We start from the raw sequence: 16,866 nt of genomic DNA, 5'->3' as shown, positions 1-16,866 counted from the left end.
GCTGTTAAGCGGCCTTTTTTATATCTGAAGTTTCAATAATCCCAGCTAACGTTAACGCTACCTCAACGACGCGCTTTCATTATTCTTCATCTGACAATCTCGTTAATGTGTCGTCTAATCGCTTGTTAGGCTGCACACCCATTTCTCTGAACTTCTCAACTTGCCGCACTAAATTCCCACGCCCACTTGAAAGCTTATTCATTGCAGCATCGTAACTTCCGTGGGCGGTATCTAGCGCTTTACCAATCTTTTCTATATCAGATACAAAGCCTACAAATTTGTCGTAAAGCTTTCCTGCTTGCTCTGCGATGAGCTGCGCGTTTTGGTTCTGGTACTCGTATTGCCAAATATTGTTGATGGTACGCAGTGCCACAAGCAAATTCGTGGGGCTTACTAGCATAATATTATGATTAAGCGCGAGGGAGACAAGATCAGGTTCTTCTTCAATGGCTAGCAAGAACGCAGGCTCAATAGGAATGAACAGTAAAACATAATCTAATGTGCGCAAGCCTTTAAGGGATTGATACTCTTTGGCGCCTAGCCCTTTAATATGGCCCTTGATGGATGCCACGTGTGCACTTAGATACTGTTTGCGGCTGTTGTCATCGTCGCAGTTAAAATATTGTTCATACGCCGCTAAGCTTACTTTTGAATCGATAATCACGTCTTTGTCATTGGGTAAATGCACCACTACATCTGGCTGCAGTCGCCTACCCTGTTCAGACTGTGCCGACACTTGGGTTTCAAATTCATGGCCTTCGCGAAGACCTGATTCTTTAAGAATGCGCTCTAAAATTACCTCGCCCCAATTGCCTTGTTTTTTATTATCGCCTTTAAGGGCGTTGGTTAACGCTGAGGCTTCTTCAGTTATACGCTGATTTAACGCCTTTAAACTTAAAATTTCTGTTTTCAACGACGCGCGTTCTTGCCCTTCACGAATATGTTGCTCTGAAATTTGTTGTTTGAACCCATCTAATTGAGATTTAAACGGCGCCAATACCGCTTCAATATTATGCTTACTTTGGCTCTGATAGGTCGCGCTTTTCTCATCAAAAATTTTGTTCGCTAAATTTTCAAACTGGGTTTGTAAGCGTTGTTCTGACGAATGCATTAACGCAAGCTTTTCTTCATGATTCTGCATAAGCGCATCCAGCCTTGCTTTTTGCGCTTCATATTGCGCTTGCAACTTACTGTACTCTTTTTGCAGTACGCTCGAGGTTTCACTAAGTTGGTGTTTCTCAGCTAATAGCTGCTCATACTGACGTGATTTTTCAACTAGCATGCCCATACGTTCTTGGGTTTCGCTGGAGGCTTGGTGCAGAACAAGTAACGCATCACTTTTTTCAGCCACTTGATCGCGAGCCTGATTCAATGTTCTTCGGGTTACTATTAGCAAAACAAGAAAAAATAACGCCAGTAATAAGAAGCCAGCATTTAAATATTGGGGGGGAAAATCAGGTAAGGAATACATAAAAACACACGCACTGTTAATTTATACAGCACTATAAACAAAAACAGGTGCCAATGGCACCTGTTTTAATCACAAATGTATGATTACTTAGATAACGCTTTATCTAAATCTTCAATTTTTGCTTTCCAAATAGCAGGCCCAGTTTCGTGCGCATTTGCGCCCGTGCTGTCTACTGCTACCGTAACTGGCATATCTTCTACGTCAAATTCGTAAATGGCTTCCATACCTAAATCTTCAAACGCCACTACCCGTGACTTCTTGATAGCTTTAGAAACCAAGTACGCAGCACCACCTACGGCCATTAAATAAACTGACTGATGCTTTGCAATAGATTTGACCGTCGCAGGGCCACGCTCTGCTTTACCAATCATACCGATTAGGCCAGTTTTCTCTAACATCATGTCAGTGAATTTATCCATACGAGTGGCAGTAGTTGGACCGGCTGGGCCTACTACTTCGTCGCCAACCGCATCAACAGGGCCTACGTAGTAAATAAAGCGGTTGGTTAAGTCTACGCCTTCTGGTAAACCTTCACCGTTATCAAGCATTGTTTGAATACGCTTGTGCGCTGCATCACGACCAGTCAACATTTTTCCAGAAAGGAGTACCGTTTCACCCACTTTCCAGTCTTGAATGTCTTCTTTAGTAACATCATTAAGGTTAACGCGACGGGTGTTTTCACTAACTTCCCACGTTACCTCTGGCCAATCTTCTAATTTAGGTGGCGTAAGTTCGGCTGGACCTGAGCCATCTAAATGAAAATGTGCATGTCGGGTTGCTGCACAGTTAGGGATCATCGCCACAGGTTTAGATGCCGCATGGGTAGGCAAAGACATAATTTTAACGTCTACTACTGTAGTTAATCCACCTAGACCTTGTGCACCAATACCCAATTGATTCACGCGCTCGAAAATTTCAACTCGTAGCTTTTCATCTGTGGTTTCTGGTCCGCGAGCAATAAGCTCTTGGATATCAACCGGATCCATTAGGCTTTCTTTCGCAAGTACAGCTGCTTTTTCTGCGGTACCGCCAATGCCTATACCTAACATCCCAGGTGGACACCAGCCAGCCCCCATGGTTGGCAACGTTTTAACTACCCAATCAGCAATATCATCACTGGGGTTTAACATTACCATCTTAGATTTGTTTTCCGAGCCGCCACCTTTCGCCGCAATCATTACTTCAACTTTTTCACCTGGCACCATATCAATGTGCACAACTGACGGTGTGTTGTCTTTGGTGTTGGTTCGTGCGCCTGCGGGGTCGGCAACGATAGATGCGCGTAATGGGTTGTCTGGATTTAGATAAGCGCGGCGAGTACCTTCATCAACCATCTGTTGCACAGTCATATCGGTTTTATCCCATGTAACACCCATGCCTACTTTTACAAAGCAGGTCACAATACCGGTGTCTTGACACAAAGGACGTTTGCCTTCAGCTGACATTCTAGAGTTAATAAGGATTTGTGCCATCGCATCTTTGGCTGCTTGGCTTTCTTCTCGGTTATACGCTGCTTCTACGGCTTTAACGTAGTCGAGCGGGTGATAGTAAGAGATAAACTGTAGGGAATCTTCAATGCTATCAATGAAGTCCTGTTGGCGGATAACGGTCATGACATCCTCTTTTTTTATTTTGCTTTCGTGGTCTTAGCCTGCTAAAAAAGCGTATACTAGCGCATCTATTGGCACCGTACCATGTAAAATATGGGTGAGGCTTTGCGATAAAACAAACTTGTGCTGTCAAATTTAACGCGCTTTACTAACGTTAGCTGTTTGATACCGTGCGAATACTGTTAAATTAACCGTTCAGTAGCCATTTAACGCAGCTTCAATGCCAACAACATTCTTTTTAACCTGATGTATAGAGTTAGTTTTTAATGCCCGCAACATCGCAAGTTATCATTACGCCAGTCAGCACCTCACCTTCCCTTTGTCTTATAGACATTTTTGAGCAGGTTGCCCACAACGCAGGTGCCATTTTGCTTGATACTTGTGGCTCGACAAAAAGCAATGGTCGTTACAATGTGATGGTATGGGAACCGAGCGCTACCGTAACGGCCAAACATGGCGAAGCGGCTTTAGTGCAGTTAGCTGGTGATGAGCCATTTGCAACCGACCTTCTACCTTTTGAAGCCGTAACGCACTACCTTCATGGTTCTGTGGCCAACCTTGAGTTAGATGAACTTAGTCAATCGTTAGCCAGTCAGCTGCCATTTATTGTTGGCGTAGCAGGTTTTGCAGGCTACGATGCTGGGCGGTATTATGAAAAGCTTCCAGCGAAAGCTGCGCAAACTTATACCACACCCGATTTTTCCGTAGGGCTATACCTGTCTTCGTTAATTGAGGATACGGTAACAGGCACCCTATATTTTTGTTCGGCAAAAGGTGAAACTACCCCACCTGACTTTGTCACACAGCCTAGTTCTGATGCAGATCTTACAGAGGGCGCTGATGATACAAACCAGGCCTGTTTAGTCTCTATCGATGATGAGAAAGAGCAAAGTGAAGATGATGCCAACACGTCGTTTTCTTTAACTAGTGAATGGAAGTCTAACCTCACTAAAGAAGCCTATATTGGCTGTATTGAGCGAATTCACGACTATTTAAAGGCAGGCGATTGTTATCAAGTTAACATGGCACAGCGGTTCTCAGCGTCATATACAGGCAATTGTTGGCAAGCTTATCTCGCCCTGCGTGAAAGTAACCAAGCGCCCTTTTCCGCATTCATTCAATTAAAAAACAGTACTATTTTAAGTATATCCCCTGAACGCTTTATTAGCGTGAAACAGGGCGTGGTGGAAACTAAACCGATTAAAGGCACTCGCCCACGGTTTAGTGATGAAGCAGAAGATGCACGAAGCGCTCAGTCTTTGCTGACTGCTTCAAAAGATCGAGCCGAAAACCTTATGATTGTTGATTTACTGCGAAATGATCTTTCAAAGCACTGTAAGCCTCATTCAGTGAAAGTGCCTGAGTTATTTGCGCTAGAGAGCTATGAAGCAGTGCATCACTTGGTGAGCACTGTTGTAGGCGAACTTAACGACGACGCGACCCCATTAGATTTACTTTCCTCCTCATTCCCTGGCGGTTCTATTACAGGTGCACCTAAAATTCGGGCGATGGAGATAATCGACGAACTTGAAGTGCATAGACGCAATATCTATTGCGGCAGCATATTTTATATGGGCTTTCGTGAAGATATGGACTCAAGTATTTGTATTCGAACACTGCTTGGGGAGAATAACGAGCTGCATTGCTGGGCTGGTGGTGGTATTGTTTTAGATTCAGTGGCTAATGACGAGTACAAAGAAACCTTGGATAAAGTGTCTAAAATTCTGCCAGTGCTAACCTCCCATTTTGGAGTAGGCCGTGAACAGAGCTGATTTTCTCCGCCAATTTCATCATTTGCGTCAAACGCACAGAGAGCCGGATTACCCGCTTAAATCTCGAGGCAGACCAGCTGCGGTATTAATTCCGCTAATGGACTATGGTAGTGAGCTGACAGTTTTACTCACAGAGCGTGCGCATCATTTGCGTCATCATCCAGGCCAAATTAGTTTTCCCGGTGGCGCAGTAGATGAGGTAGACAACAGCGTTTTTGACGCTGCGCTTCGTGAAGCCCGTGAAGAAATAGGCATGCCTTCTGAAAACGTAGAAATTATTGGGGTGTTGCCGAATTACAGGACAGTAAGCGGTTATCAAATAGCGCCGGTTGTGGGTTTTGTTGAACCAAGTTTTACGCCTGTTATCGACCCTAACGAAGTAGAAAGTGCTTTCGAGGTTCCTTTAGCCCATGTGCTGGACCGCAAAAATCACCTTATTCATACCGCGCGCAAAGGTAAGCGTTCATCGCCTATCTACTTTATTCCGTGGAATGAACATATGATTTGGGGTGCTACGGCTGCCATATTGCGTAACCTGTCTCACCATATTCATCCTTAAGCTTACCAGCGCTTAAACACACCTGCCCTAACGTGCCCTTACGTGTGTGCCATTAAATATTTCTTTACACCACATTAGCAATTCTAATCAATTGATTAGCTTTTCTGTATTGTAGTTAAGCCCGTCTACATGCATGATCTATTTATTAGTAATTCAGACTGGTGTAGATTTTATGATTAGTGTTTTTGATATGTTTAGCGTGGGTATTGGCCCTTCAAGCTCACACACCGTTGGACCCATGCGGGCGGGTGCTGAATTCGCTAAAACACTAGCAACAGACACAGCGCTGTTTTCAAAAATCACCTCAGTTAAAGTGGAATTGTTTGGTTCTTTAGGTCAAACCGGTATAGGTCATGGAACAGGTAAAGCCGTGATCCTTGGATTATCTGGTGAAATGCCTGAAAGCATTGACGTAAATAAAATAGAGCCACTGCTAGAAGATGTAAGAAACCAAGAATTACTGTACCTAAATGGCGAAAAGCCTATTTTGTTTCCAAACAAAAATGCGATTGTCTTTCACCGACGTAAAACACTTCCCAAACATGCTAATGCGCTTACCTTTTACGTATACGAAAACGACACTTTGCTGTGCGAGCAAACGTACTACAGCATTGGTGGCGGCTTTATCGTAAAAGAAGAGGATTTTGATGCCACTAAGGCTCACGCAGGTGCCGTTCAAGCTACTGTACCTTTTCCTTTTAAGTCTGGCGCTGCGCTGTTAGAACAATGCAAAAATAATGGGTTGAGTATTAGCGCTCTTATGCTTAAAAACGAAACCACTTTCCAACCTGCTCATGCCGTAAAACAAAAGCTGTTTGAAATATGGTTAGTAATGAAGGCCTGTGTGCAACGTGGTATTGACAGTGAAGGCATATTGCCAGGTGGTCTTAAAGTAGTGCGCCGTGCGCCTGCACTTTATAGACGTCTTCAAACCGAACATACCACCGACCCCATGCAAACCATGGACTGGGTGAACTTGTTTGCCTTAGCGGTAAATGAAGAAAATGCAGCAGGAGGCCGCGTGGTAACTGCCCCTACTAATGGCGCGGCCGGTATTATTCCTGCGGTTTTACATTATGTAGATAAATTTATTCGCCCAGTGGATGAAGAAGTGGCAAGTCGCTTCTTACTTACCGCAGGAGCCATTGGTATCTTGTACAAAGAGAATGCATCTATCTCTGGTGCTGAAGTGGGCTGTCAGGGTGAAGTAGGTGTGGCATGCTCTATGGCTGCGGGCGCGCTGGCAGAGATTATGGGCGGTACTGTACCGGCAGTAGAGAATGCCGCTGAAATTGGTATGGAACATAACCTAGGGTTAACTTGTGACCCCGTAGGCGGCTTAGTACAGGTTCCTTGTATTGAACGTAATGCTATGGGTGCAATTAAGGCGATAAACGCTTCACGGCTAGCACTGCGCGGTAGCGGCGAGCACAAGGTGTCGTTAGATAAGGTCATTAAAACTATGCGCGATACCGGTAACGACATGAAGACCAAGTACAAAGAAACAGCCAGAGGCGGCCTAGCAGTTAATATAATCGAATGCTAACCGTTAACTGACATCACTTTATGTGACACACCAGTAGATACAAAAAAGGCGATTGGGGTTTATATGTAAAACACCGCAAATCGCCTTTTTTATGCTGTCATGTATTTTCATACGCAAACCGCCAAGCCAATTGAGCCAATTGTCTCTTCAATGCTACATTAGCCTGTTAAGCTATACTCGCCTATTTAACCGGCAAGGTTACCCCTTTGAACATCTTTTCTACTTCGTCATTGTTTTTCAGCATCATGGCTTTTTCGACTTTATCTTTTGTTAAATGCGGAGCAAAGCGCTCGATAAAGTCGTACATGTAGCTTCGTAGGAAAGAGCCTTTTCTAAAGCCAATTTTGGTCGTGCTGTAATCGAATAAGTGACTTGCATCAATTTTCACCAAATCTGAGTCGAGTTCATCGCTAACCGCCATGGAAGCAATAACGCCAATACCAACACCTAATCGCACATAAGTTTTAATAACGTCGGCGTCTGTGGCAGTGAACACAATTTTAGGTGTAAGGCCTGCTCGTTCAAACGCTTGGTCTAATTCTGAGCGACCAGTGAAACCAAATACATAGGTTACGAGGGGATATTTGGCAATATCACTGATATCGATAGAGCCTTTCTTCGACAAAGGGTGATCTTTATTCACAATCACACTACGATTCCAGTGATAACAAGGCAGCATCACTAAATCGTTGTATAAATGTAAAGCTTCCGTAGCGATAGCAAAATCGGCTTCACCCTTAGCGGCTAAATCACTAATTTGCGATGGCGTACCTTGGTGCATGTGTAAAGACACCTTCGGGTACTTGCTCATAAAACCTTGAATTACATCAGGCAGTGCATAACGTGCTTGTGTGTGCGTAGTCGCAATATTCAGCTTACCTTGGTCTGGTAGCGTATGTTCTCGAGCCACCGCTTTGATACTTTCTACTTTCGCCAGGATTTCGCGGGATATATTAATGACATCGTTTCCGGCATCAGTAACATGGGTTAGATGTTTACCACTACGCCCAAAAATCTGTACACCCAACTCATCCTCTAGCATTCTCACCTGCTTACTAATGCCCGGCTGAGAGGTATATAAACTTTCTGCCGTGGCAGAAACATTCAGATTATTGTTAAGTACTTCTACTATGTAACGTAGCTGTTGTAATTTCATGTAAAACATCGCTCCTTGTAACCAGTTGTGTACTATAACCTTATCGTTATAACCAAAACTACTAATAATTACGATAAGCTATTACAAAAGTGACAGATTAACCCAGAAAATAGTAGGTAATTTTGCGCTAAATAAGTAATACTGAAAATGGGTTACCTACTGAATAATTGTTTTCCTTTATCCTTACAGATGTTTTAATTGGTCCAACGCCTTCAATTTTAAGGAAAATAACGGGTTTTATTCATATGAGTGAAAAAAAGCAACTTACCTCTCCTATCGACTTTTCGTCGGTGCTAGCTGCTGCTGTGCATGATATGAAAAATTCGCTGTTTCTTCTTATCCAGTCAATTGAAAATCTGTCTAATGATTTAGCCCCTGAAAACAGTAAAGCACGAGAGCAAGTAGCTAATGTGCATTATGAAGCATCGCGGCTCAATACCAATCTAGTACAAATTTTATCACTTTATCGTGCAGAATTAGAAAGTCTGCCGATAACAGTAGATGAGTGTTTCGTCAGTGACTTAATAAACGATGTCGTTGGCTCAAATAATATTTACATTGAACAAAAAGAAATTGTGGTTAATGCGAATGTTGACCTAGATTTAAGTTGGTATTTAGATAGAGAGCTTATATACCTATTAATTAATGACGTGCTGGTGAATGCCCTTCGGTATGGAACCTCTCAAATTTGTATTTCAGCTCAGGTTGAAGATGATTGCTTACATATTTGTGTGGAAGATGATGGTATCGGCTATCCAACGTCTATGCTTGAAAAAAGTCACGAAGACTTAGCCGATTTTCAGCTTAGTCAAGGTAGGACCGGGTTAGGGCTTTTCTTTGCTAGACTTATTGCATCGGCTCACACGCAAGGCCAACTGCAAGGAGAGATTTCTTTAAGTAATGGCGGTAGTCTTGGCGGAAGTGTATTTAGGGTAAAAATACCGTAACATTAACGCATAATAGTTTGGCATTGAAAGCCAACATATAATTCGAATTAAGTAATAAACGGAAATACGCGCATGTACATGATAATAATAATTCTGATTGTTGTATTACTGATAGCAGCAATCTTTATAAATGCTATGCAGCAACATCGCGCTAAGGCTGACTCGGAACGTCGGGCAGATCTGGCTAAACAACGTGCTGTTATTGATGAAACAGAGAATGTTATTCTAGCTTGTTCAAACATGCCTATTTCGAGCCGCATGTTACAAATCATGGACAACCGAGTGTTAGCTGCGCTTAAAACCGTCAATGAACTTGGTGGTACGCCAGAAACCAAACAAAAGCTTGCCAATGCAGAGCAAAAATCTGCTACCAAAAACCCTGATGCTGTCAACGCAAACGAATTCGTATTACCCGATAATGACAAACTTATTATTCAATATATTCAAGCTGTTAAGAAGCTTCGTATTCTACTTCGTTCAGAACACAGTAAGGGCAAAGTAGAAAGCAAAGTGTTTTATGATGAAGACAAGCAATTAGAACGCTTACAAATTAAGGTTAATGTTGAAACGCTAATTAAACGTGGCAGAGCTGCACAGCAATCGAATATGTTAGGTTCAGCTCGTCAGTATTACGAAAAAGCAAAAACCGCATTAGAAAATCAAAATCAGCAAGATGAATACACACAATCTCGCTTAGCCACGCTGCACGAATGGCTATCTGAAATTCAGAACAACCTTAAGAGTGTTAACGCTCAAGATAGAGCGAAGAAACAAGAAGAAGAGCGTGATGAATTAGACGAGTTGTTCGCGCCTAAGAAGAAATGGTAACGCGCTAGTTCACAAGTGATTGATACGCTACCTTTGGTAGTGGTGTAACACGTCAGTCCAAAGTGCTTGCCCAGCCACTGACATATCGCGCTTGGCGTTTTTCACCATACCTACCCTTTTCACTAAGGGATCGTCTTTCATATTAAGCACGGTTAGGCCAATGCTTTCCATTGATGAAATACACAACGATGGCATAATAGCAATGCCTAACCCCTGCTTAATCAGCTGACCAAGGGTACCTAACTGGCCCGTTTCGGCAACAATCACCGCATCACCCACAGTACTTATTTTCTGTTGAGTCCACATTCTTACTGCAGAGCCTCTATTCATCATTACCATAGGGTGCTCGATACATGCTTCCCAGCTAACCGTTTTCGCTTTTGCTAATTCATGCTGCGGGTTTACCACCACTACAAAACAATCCTCGAAAAGAGGTGTAAATATAAGCCCCTCATTTTGCTGCGGTTCGAAGGTGAAGCCCATCTCGGCTCTGCCCTCTGATACTTCATAAATCACGTTCTCCATCACCACATCTAAAATTCGCAGATTAATATTAGGCGCAAGTTGGTGATACCGTTTAAGTAAATGCGGTAAATGTGATTCTGCAAAGGAAGGCATAGCCGCAATGGTTAGCCGCCCTTTTGCCATGGCGAAAAGGTTCTGAATATCACCAAAAGTGTCGTCCCAGTCCCGCATTATTCTAATGGCATTGGGCAATAAGGCTTCACCTTCTTTGGTTAACGCCACATGCCTGGTGCTACGACTAAACAATTTCCCGCCAAGCTGTTCTTCCATTTTCTTTATTGCAGATGAAAGTGCCGGCTGGGTAAGGTGAAGCTTAATAGCCGCCTCAGCAAACGTGCTTGATTGCGCTACGTGAATAAAAGCTTGCAAATTTCTGTATGAAATATTCATTTAACTAAGACCCACACCCTATGTTTGAAATGTAGCCAACACATTGACTTGCCCATAATCCGAAAAACTAATAACCATCAACGACAACTCAATTAATAAATAAAACTTATTAATTGAGTGATTAATTCAATTTTACATAACTGATAACATTGTTGATACTTTTACTTAACACATTTTATCAATGCTTAATTTAAGGGGAAGTACCATGTCGGGATTCGACAAAGTCGTGACTACCTATCAAGAAGCCATGGAAGGGCTGACCGATGGTATGACAGTTATTGCTGGTGGTTTTGGACTATGTGGCATTCCAGAAGGACTCATTGCTCAAGTTAAAATCATGGGCACTAAAGACCTTACTGTGGTTTCTAATAACTGTGGTGTAGATGGTTTTGGACTAGGCATCTTGCTGGAAGACAAACAAATTAAGAAAATGGTGTCTTCTTACGTAGGTGAAAACGCCCTGTTTGAAAAGCAATTATTAAATGGAGAGCTTGAAGTTGAACTTACGCCGCAAGGCACGCTAGCCGAAAAGATGCGTGCTGGTGGTGCAGGGATTCCCGCTTTTTATACTGCTACTGGCTATGGCACGCCTGTAGGCGAAGGTAAGGAAGTGAAAACGTTTAATGACCGCCCTTATATCTTAGAAGAAGCCATTACGGGCGACTTTGCCATAGTGAAAGCGTGGAAAGCCGACCGATACGGAAACTGTGTTTATCGTCACACTGCTCAAAACTTTAATCCTATGGCTGCCACTGCTGGCGCTATTACAGTGGTAGAAGCAGAAGAGATTGTTGAACCAGGTGAGCTAAACCCTAGCGAAATTCATACGCCCGGCATTTATGTAAATAGAGTCATAAAAGGGGAATTTGAAAAGCGCATAGAACGTAAGGTTGTCGCGAAAACGGTAAATAGCACCACAGCAAAGGAGTCACAATAATGGCATTATCTCGAGATCAAATAGCAATGCGTGTGGCTCAAGAGTTCAAAGATGGTGATTATGTCAATTTAGGAATAGGTATTCCTACGTTAGCCGCCAGTTTTGTTCCTGATGGCATTAGTGTAATGCTTCAATCTGAAAATGGGTTATTGGGGATGGGCCCCTACCCTCAGGAAGATGAGCTAGATGCAGATATGATTAACGCGGGTAAAGAAACCGTTACCGCCATTACCGGAGCTTCAATTTTTAACTCTGCGGAAAGCTTTGCCATGATCCGTGGCGGTCACGTTGATTTTACCGTGCTAGGTGCATTTGAAGTAGACGTAAACGGTAATATTGCGTCCTGGATGATCCCCGGAAAACTTGTAAAAGGTATGGGGGGCGCTATGGACTTAGTGGCAGGCGCTAAAAACATTATTGTAACCATGACCCACACCGATAAACATGGCAACCCAAAACTACTCAGTGACTGCACCCTGCCGCTAACCGGTGTAAATTGCATAACCCGAATTATTACCGACCTTGCTGTATTAGAAGTAGTTGATGGCGCCTTCTTACTTAAAGAACGCGCTCCAGGTGTAACGGTTGAAGATATACAAGCAAAAACGGGCGGCAAACTGGTTGTAGCACAAAATGTGACTGAAATGCAGGTTTAACTGCATTTTCGCCAAGGTAAACGCATAGCAAGCTTTCATAATATCGGCCTTTAAGGGATAATACGTGACGTTATTATTCATGAGGCCGAATCTTGCTAGTTACTGACTTACCCGTTCATCACAAAATCATTACCAAACTCGAAAGTAGAAACTTTACCGAGTTAACTGAAATTCAGGAAAAAAGCATGCTTTCTGCTATTCAGGGTAAAGATATTATCGCCTCTTCAAAAACGGGATCGGGCAAGACACTCGCATTTTTAATTCCGGCCATTAATCGTTTAATGTCGCAAAAGGCATTAAGTCGACAAGACCCCCGCGCTCTTATTCTTGCACCTACTCGCGAATTAGCGAAGCAAGTTTTCATAGAAGCCAAAACCATGTGTACCGGCCTAAACTTAGCCTGTACGCTTGTTGTAGGTGGTGAAAACTATAACGACCAAGTAAAAGCACTTCGCCGAAACCCACATATTATTGTGGGCACTGCTGGTCGAGTGGCCGACCATTTAAAAGACAAAAGTGTATTTTTAAATGGCCTAGAACTGCTTATTTTTGATGAAGCTGACCGCATGCTAGATTTAGGCTTTTCAGAACAGCTAAACATGATTAATGAGTTTGCAAACCACCGTAAACGCCAAACAATGCTGTTTTCTGCCACATTAGATAGCATTGAACTTAATTACATGACTGCGCGTTTAACTAAAGCTGCTGTTCGAGTTTCGGTAGGTGATTCAACGGCACATCATGGCGATATTCAGCAACAATGTTTCTTTGCCGATAATATCGAGCATAAAGACGCCCTGCTTCATCACGAAATTTCTAATCGTACTTATAATCAAGCAATTGTATTTACCGCAACCCGTGAAGATACCGACCGTTTAACCACCATGTTAAACAAAGACAAGCTTGAGGCCATCGCCTTACGAGGTGATTTACCACAAAATCAACGTGCTGCAATTATGAGTGAGTTCGCTCGCGGGCAACATTCTGTATTGGTGACTACCGATGTGGCATCAAGAGGTTTAGATTTATCTAAAGTTGGTTTGGTTATTAATTTTGATTTACCGAAAAATGCCGATGAATACATTCACCGTATTGGTAGAACTGGCCGTGCTGGGCAAAAAGGCGAAGCCGCTTCATTTGTTGGCCCTCGCGATTGGAAGAGCTTCATAGCGCTTAAGGCACATTTACAGTATGAACTGGAGTGTGAGGCTCACGAGGCACTACCCGCTAAATTTAAAGGGATCAAAGCTCCTACGCCTAAACAAGATACGCAGAAAAACAAAGCCAGTAAGCAAGATGGTGCAGAAGCTGCTGTTGCGAAAAAAGTACGCCGTGTGGACACCATGGCAGGTACTGAAATTGGTATGGCGCCAGTGAAACGTAAGCCAAGAAAAGTAGAACTTGAGCCTGAAGACGATACCGAATTTGAAACCGGCGTTAACCTAGATGACGGCGTGGATACAGATTTAGATAATAGCGATAAAAATAGCTAGGTATAGTTTGAATCGGATAATTCTTCGGTTAAAGATTCATATTATTAAAAAGGAGCCTTAGGGCTCCTTTTTTGCTTTCTGTATTCAGATAAGCCCATCAACTTATATTAGACGTTGCAGCATTTGAGCAAAGTACACCACTCGCCCCTAAAGCACCATTTTGGTATTTTTAATTCATGAGCAAAAAACACCATTCTGATTTATTGTTTTATTTAGAGAAGTTAGAGAGTAATCTGACGATATGGATAGAATTAAAAACACCAGTTTGGTGTGTTTAGACAGACCGCTTTGGGGTCTAGTAAATTGTTAGGTGCCTATGAGGGAATTTAGACTCAGTAAGTACAATCCAGAAAGTAGAAATGAGCATGGAGAATACCTGGCTAACGAATGGACGGAATATTCCGATGTTGGGCAATTAGTTAGTATTGAAGATTATGTAACTACCTAAAGCGCCTACATTTATAGCTTAAAATCGCTCCTTAAAGAGAATAAAATTGAATCTCTTCAAGTTAGTGAATTAGAAGATTCATCAAATCAATCCTCGATTAGCAATGGGCAAGTGATCGATATCGAGAATATCGAAGATATTTTTCGCTCTGTACTCCGTGCAAATTATTGGTGTAAATTGGAATCAAAAGAAGCATTCGTGCACTTTGGGTACGATTATTATTCTTATATTGGCGTACCTACCGCTTCGCAAACTGTTTTAAAGGAAATATCAAGCAATGGACTGTACATCGAACACTTCAGATCTCCCTATAGATAGAGCGGCACCTAACAAACCAATAAACACATTCGCTCCGCTTATGTGGACTCCCCATAGTCAACAACTATTTTTACCATTCAAGATGTAATGCGTGCTTATGTACGAGCTCATAATGGGAAGCTATCCCGGCTCTATGATATTTACGCGAACTTGATGCCACATCTCGCTGGCGGGCTTTTATGCCCTGAGCGCAGCACTGGCTTACCAAGCTGATTTTTATCTCGTATGGCGCATTTAGTTGTTAACTTAAAACTAAGCAGCTAATAACTCTGCTTTATATTCAGTTCCGTTGCGTAGCAACGAAAATGCCGTTCTTACTGTTTTGTTGGCCAGTGCCACAGCAGCGCACCGTTTACCTCGCCGCTCTACTACCCCTTTAATCCATTCATCTTTCTTGGTTCGTGAATCACGTTTAACTGCCTGGTTTACTGCTGACATCGCACCTGCAACCAAGTTAGCGCGCAATGACGAATTCCGGATATTTTTACCTATAGAACCCAAGCGCACTTTACCACCTGAAGAATGTTGTATTGGCGTTAAACCAATACACGCAGCAGCGTCTCGCGCTTTTTTGAAAACACCCAACTCACAGCAACCTAGCGCTATGTACAGGTTAACCGCATTTGTCGGGCCAACACCTTCTATCTTCATGAGATTTTTGCAAGCTTCTGATGCTCTGCTGGCTCTAGCTACACTCTGTTCGTAGTGCTTCACGAGTTCTATACTCTTAAGGTATTGATGCCATGCCGTGTGTAATGCATCTCTGAATATCGCGCTAAATCCATTTTCTGCATCTTCTAATATCGACTGTATTGCACTGTTCAACCCCGTATCTGTTGGTGATAACTTAATGTTGAACTCTAAAAGTAACGAACAAAGTTGATTCCCGTAAGCAACTTTATGCTTTACTGATAGTTGATGCATACGAACAAGCGATTGAAGCTCTTGCTGCTCCTTAGACTTCCCGCTAATAAAATTCACGTTACTAAGTTGTGATGCCTGTAAAACCGCCTCGGCATCATTCTTATCAGTCTTTTGGTTTTGACGAATATTCGATACAAGCTTAGCTGATATTAAACGGGCATCATGCCCGTATTCACGCGCACATTGATACCAATAATTTGACGTTGCACACGCTTCGAAAACAACTGTCATTGGCTTTTGAGTGGCTAGCCAATTAGAAAAAGCGGTGGGCGTCATCGCCATATTGCGAATTATTTTATTCGATTTAGCAACGCAAACTTGAATCTCTTTTTTTGCTAAATCTACACCAGTGAGCATATTATACATACATGGACTCCTACCTAACCTTTGTGTGTGACAACGTAAATGTTAGACCAACCTATTAGGTTGTGGAGTCCAATTATCTCGCTGGGACGCATACACGCGGGGCGGCTTCGCCATTATGCCCCACGTGCCTGCGCCCGTTATTGAAAAGTTAGATGGCACGGAAAGCTCAATGAAAACCCTAATTATCACTGATATATTCGGTAAAACCGAACCTTTAACCGAATTGGCTTCATTAATTTGTCAGGAGCATTTGATCTTAGATCCGTACAATGGCAAAAATATGGATTTTTTAGATGAGGAAACGGCCTATCGTTATTTCTCGGAAAATATCGGTCTCAAAAATTACACTTGCGCACTCAAAAACTTACTAGTAAACACCTCTGCGCCTATTCAACTTATTGGATTTAGTGTTGGTGCATCAGCAATCTGGAATATCTCAAACGATGCAACGATTTGTCATAATGTAAAAAGCGCAATCTGCTACTACGGCTCACAGATAAGAAATAACAAAGATATCACTCCTTTATTTCCTATCGAACTGCGATTTCCAATCAAAGAGGAACATTTTTCAGTTGGGGAGCTTATTTCTAGTTTAAGCAACAAATGTAATGTTAAAATCAAACAAGTCCCTCACTTACACGGCTTTATGAATAAGTACTCTAATAATTATAACCAAGAGGGGTTTAAATCTGAGATTCAGACTTATGAGAAATGTGCCATCTAACAAACGACTATGGTTTCAACTCCCTCGTTAAACCGTTTTTTCTTCTCACGTGACTCCATCTCTAACCATTGAGATTAATATGACAACCATCTTCCTCACACAGGCAATGATGGCGACTTTCTTCGGTTTCCCTGCGGCCACTAACCTCTTATAAGTGGCTTTAAACTTAGCATGTATTAAGCTGAAATTAAAAGGC

General features: G+C 42.5%; 14 protein-coding genes and 1 pseudogene. 9 read left to right on the top strand and 6 right to left on the bottom strand.

Features of this window, described 5'->3' with window-relative positions; all coding sequences use genetic code 11:
* Positions 1–79 precede the first annotated feature (79 nt).
* Together rmuC and AV939_RS05235 are read right to left on the bottom strand one after the other, a co-directional pair.
* Complete coding sequence (gene rmuC, locus AV939_RS05240; RefSeq protein ID WP_057791760.1) at positions 80–1,471, bottom strand: DNA recombination protein RmuC; 1,392 nt, start codon at positions 1,469–1,471, stop codon at positions 80–82.
* Positions 1,472–1,554: 83 nt separating this feature from the next.
* The gene (locus AV939_RS05235; RefSeq protein WP_057791758.1) at positions 1,555–3,084 is read right to left on the bottom strand and encodes a fumarate hydratase; all 1,530 of its coding nucleotides are present in this window, start codon (positions 3,082–3,084) and stop codon (positions 1,555–1,557) included.
* A 263-nt stretch (positions 3,085–3,347) separates the two neighbouring features.
* Here AV939_RS05235 and pabB point away from each other — a divergent pair, with 263 nt between their 5' ends.
* The 3 genes from pabB to AV939_RS05220 all read left to right on the top strand — a co-directional run bounded on the left by pabB (position 3,348) and on the right by AV939_RS05220 (position 6,958).
* Positions 3,348–4,853: an aminodeoxychorismate synthase component I gene (gene pabB, locus AV939_RS05230; RefSeq protein ID WP_057791756.1), complete on the top strand. Its 1,506-nt coding sequence runs from the start codon at positions 3,348–3,350 to the stop codon at positions 4,851–4,853.
* Positions 4,840–5,412: a CoA pyrophosphatase gene (locus AV939_RS05225; protein WP_057791754.1), complete on the top strand. Its 573-nt coding sequence runs from the start codon at positions 4,840–4,842 to the stop codon at positions 5,410–5,412. Before pabB ends, AV939_RS05225 begins: the two co-directional genes overlap by 14 nt.
* Positions 5,413–5,584: 172 nt before the next feature.
* On the top strand, positions 5,585–6,958 hold the full coding sequence (locus AV939_RS05220; protein ID WP_057791752.1) for an L-serine ammonia-lyase: 1,374 nt from the start codon (positions 5,585–5,587) through the stop codon (positions 6,956–6,958).
* Positions 6,959–7,139: 181 nt separating this feature from the next.
* On the opposite strand, the gene cysB is transcribed toward AV939_RS05220, so the two are convergent.
* Positions 7,140–8,114, bottom strand: coding sequence for an HTH-type transcriptional regulator CysB (cysB, locus tag AV939_RS05215; RefSeq protein WP_013784052.1), 975 nt, complete (start codon positions 8,112–8,114; stop codon positions 7,140–7,142).
* A gap of 245 nt (positions 8,115–8,359) precedes the next feature.
* Between cysB and AV939_RS05210 the strand changes: the two genes are divergently transcribed.
* Complete coding sequence (locus AV939_RS05210; RefSeq protein WP_057791750.1) at positions 8,360–9,061, top strand: sensor histidine kinase; 702 nt, start codon at positions 8,360–8,362, stop codon at positions 9,059–9,061.
* A gap of 72 nt (positions 9,062–9,133) precedes the next feature.
* A complete protein-coding gene (locus AV939_RS05205; RefSeq protein WP_057791748.1) occupies positions 9,134–9,889 on the top strand; it encodes a hypothetical protein in 756 nt (251 codons plus the stop codon).
* A 27-nt stretch (positions 9,890–9,916) separates the two neighbouring features.
* On the opposite strand, the gene AV939_RS05200 is transcribed toward AV939_RS05205, so the two are convergent.
* The gene (locus tag AV939_RS05200) at positions 9,917–10,804 is read right to left on the bottom strand and encodes a LysR family transcriptional regulator (RefSeq protein WP_057791746.1); all 888 of its coding nucleotides are present in this window, start codon (positions 10,802–10,804) and stop codon (positions 9,917–9,919) included.
* A 205-nt stretch (positions 10,805–11,009) separates the two neighbouring features.
* On the opposite strand from AV939_RS05200, the gene AV939_RS05195 reads away from it, so the two are divergent.
* From AV939_RS05195 to AV939_RS05185, 3 genes are all read left to right on the top strand, one after another.
* A complete protein-coding gene (locus tag AV939_RS05195; RefSeq protein WP_057791743.1) occupies positions 11,010–11,741 on the top strand; it encodes a CoA transferase subunit A in 732 nt (243 codons plus the stop codon).
* A complete protein-coding gene (locus tag AV939_RS05190; RefSeq protein ID WP_057791741.1) occupies positions 11,741–12,397 on the top strand; it encodes a CoA transferase subunit B in 657 nt (218 codons plus the stop codon). The genes AV939_RS05195 and AV939_RS05190 overlap by 1 nt, the downstream gene beginning before the upstream one ends.
* Before the next feature lie 92 nt (positions 12,398–12,489).
* A complete protein-coding gene (locus tag AV939_RS05185) occupies positions 12,490–13,890 on the top strand; it encodes a DEAD/DEAH box helicase (RefSeq protein ID WP_057791739.1) in 1,401 nt (466 codons plus the stop codon).
* A gap of 1,018 nt (positions 13,891–14,908) precedes the next feature.
* Here the strand turns inward: AV939_RS05185 and AV939_RS05180 are convergent.
* The gene (locus AV939_RS05180; RefSeq protein WP_061997253.1) at positions 14,909–15,946 is read right to left on the bottom strand and encodes an IS110 family transposase; all 1,038 of its coding nucleotides are present in this window, start codon (positions 15,944–15,946) and stop codon (positions 14,909–14,911) included.
* 169 nt (positions 15,947–16,115) lie between these two features.
* Between AV939_RS05180 and AV939_RS05175 the strand changes: the two genes are divergently transcribed.
* The gene (locus tag AV939_RS05175) at positions 16,116–16,670 is read left to right on the top strand and encodes a dienelactone hydrolase family protein (RefSeq protein ID WP_063457305.1); all 555 of its coding nucleotides are present in this window, start codon (positions 16,116–16,118) and stop codon (positions 16,668–16,670) included.
* A 45-nt stretch (positions 16,671–16,715) separates the two neighbouring features.
* Here AV939_RS05175 and AV939_RS20165 read toward each other — a convergent pair.
* Positions 16,716–16,835, bottom strand: a pseudogene (locus AV939_RS20165) (IS110 family transposase); the annotation flags it as partial.
* Positions 16,836–16,866: the final 31 nt, after the last annotated feature.

This window comes from Alteromonas sp. Mac1 (genome assembly GCF_001562125.1).
Classification (GTDB): domain Bacteria; phylum Pseudomonadota; class Gammaproteobacteria; order Enterobacterales; family Alteromonadaceae; genus Alteromonas; species Alteromonas stellipolaris.
Note: the sequence above shows the minus strand (reverse complement) of the source record. Positions and strands in the feature narration are given on the sequence as shown.

Bases quoted from the DNA above. Each gene is read 5' to 3' on its own strand.
- AV939_RS05205 (WP_057791748.1), top strand. From the start codon at position 9,134: ATGTACATGATAATAATAATTCTGATTGTTGTATTACTGATAGCAGCA.
- AV939_RS05195 (WP_057791743.1), top strand. From the start codon at position 11,010: ATGTCGGGATTCGACAAAGTCGTGACTACCTATCAAGAAGCCATGGAA.
- AV939_RS05200 (WP_057791746.1), bottom strand. From the start codon at position 10,804: ATGAATATTTCATACAGAAATTTGCAAGCTTTTATTCACGTAGCGCAA.
- AV939_RS05220 (WP_057791752.1), top strand. From the start codon at position 5,585: ATGATTAGTGTTTTTGATATGTTTAGCGTGGGTATTGGCCCTTCAAGC.
- rmuC (WP_057791760.1), bottom strand. From the start codon at position 1,471: ATGTATTCCTTACCTGATTTTCCCCCCCAATATTTAAATGCTGGCTTC.
- AV939_RS05175 (WP_063457305.1), top strand. From the start codon at position 16,116: ATGAAAACCCTAATTATCACTGATATATTCGGTAAAACCGAACCTTTA.
- cysB (WP_013784052.1), bottom strand. From the start codon at position 8,114: ATGAAATTACAACAGCTACGTTACATAGTAGAAGTACTTAACAATAAT.
- AV939_RS05210 (WP_057791750.1), top strand. From the start codon at position 8,360: ATGAGTGAAAAAAAGCAACTTACCTCTCCTATCGACTTTTCGTCGGTG.
- AV939_RS05190 (WP_057791741.1), top strand. From the start codon at position 11,741: ATGGCATTATCTCGAGATCAAATAGCAATGCGTGTGGCTCAAGAGTTC.
- pabB (WP_057791756.1), top strand. From the start codon at position 3,348: ATGCCCGCAACATCGCAAGTTATCATTACGCCAGTCAGCACCTCACCT.
- AV939_RS05180 (WP_061997253.1), bottom strand. From the start codon at position 15,946: ATGTATAATATGCTCACTGGTGTAGATTTAGCAAAAAAAGAGATTCAA.
- AV939_RS05235 (WP_057791758.1), bottom strand. From the start codon at position 3,084: ATGACCGTTATCCGCCAACAGGACTTCATTGATAGCATTGAAGATTCC.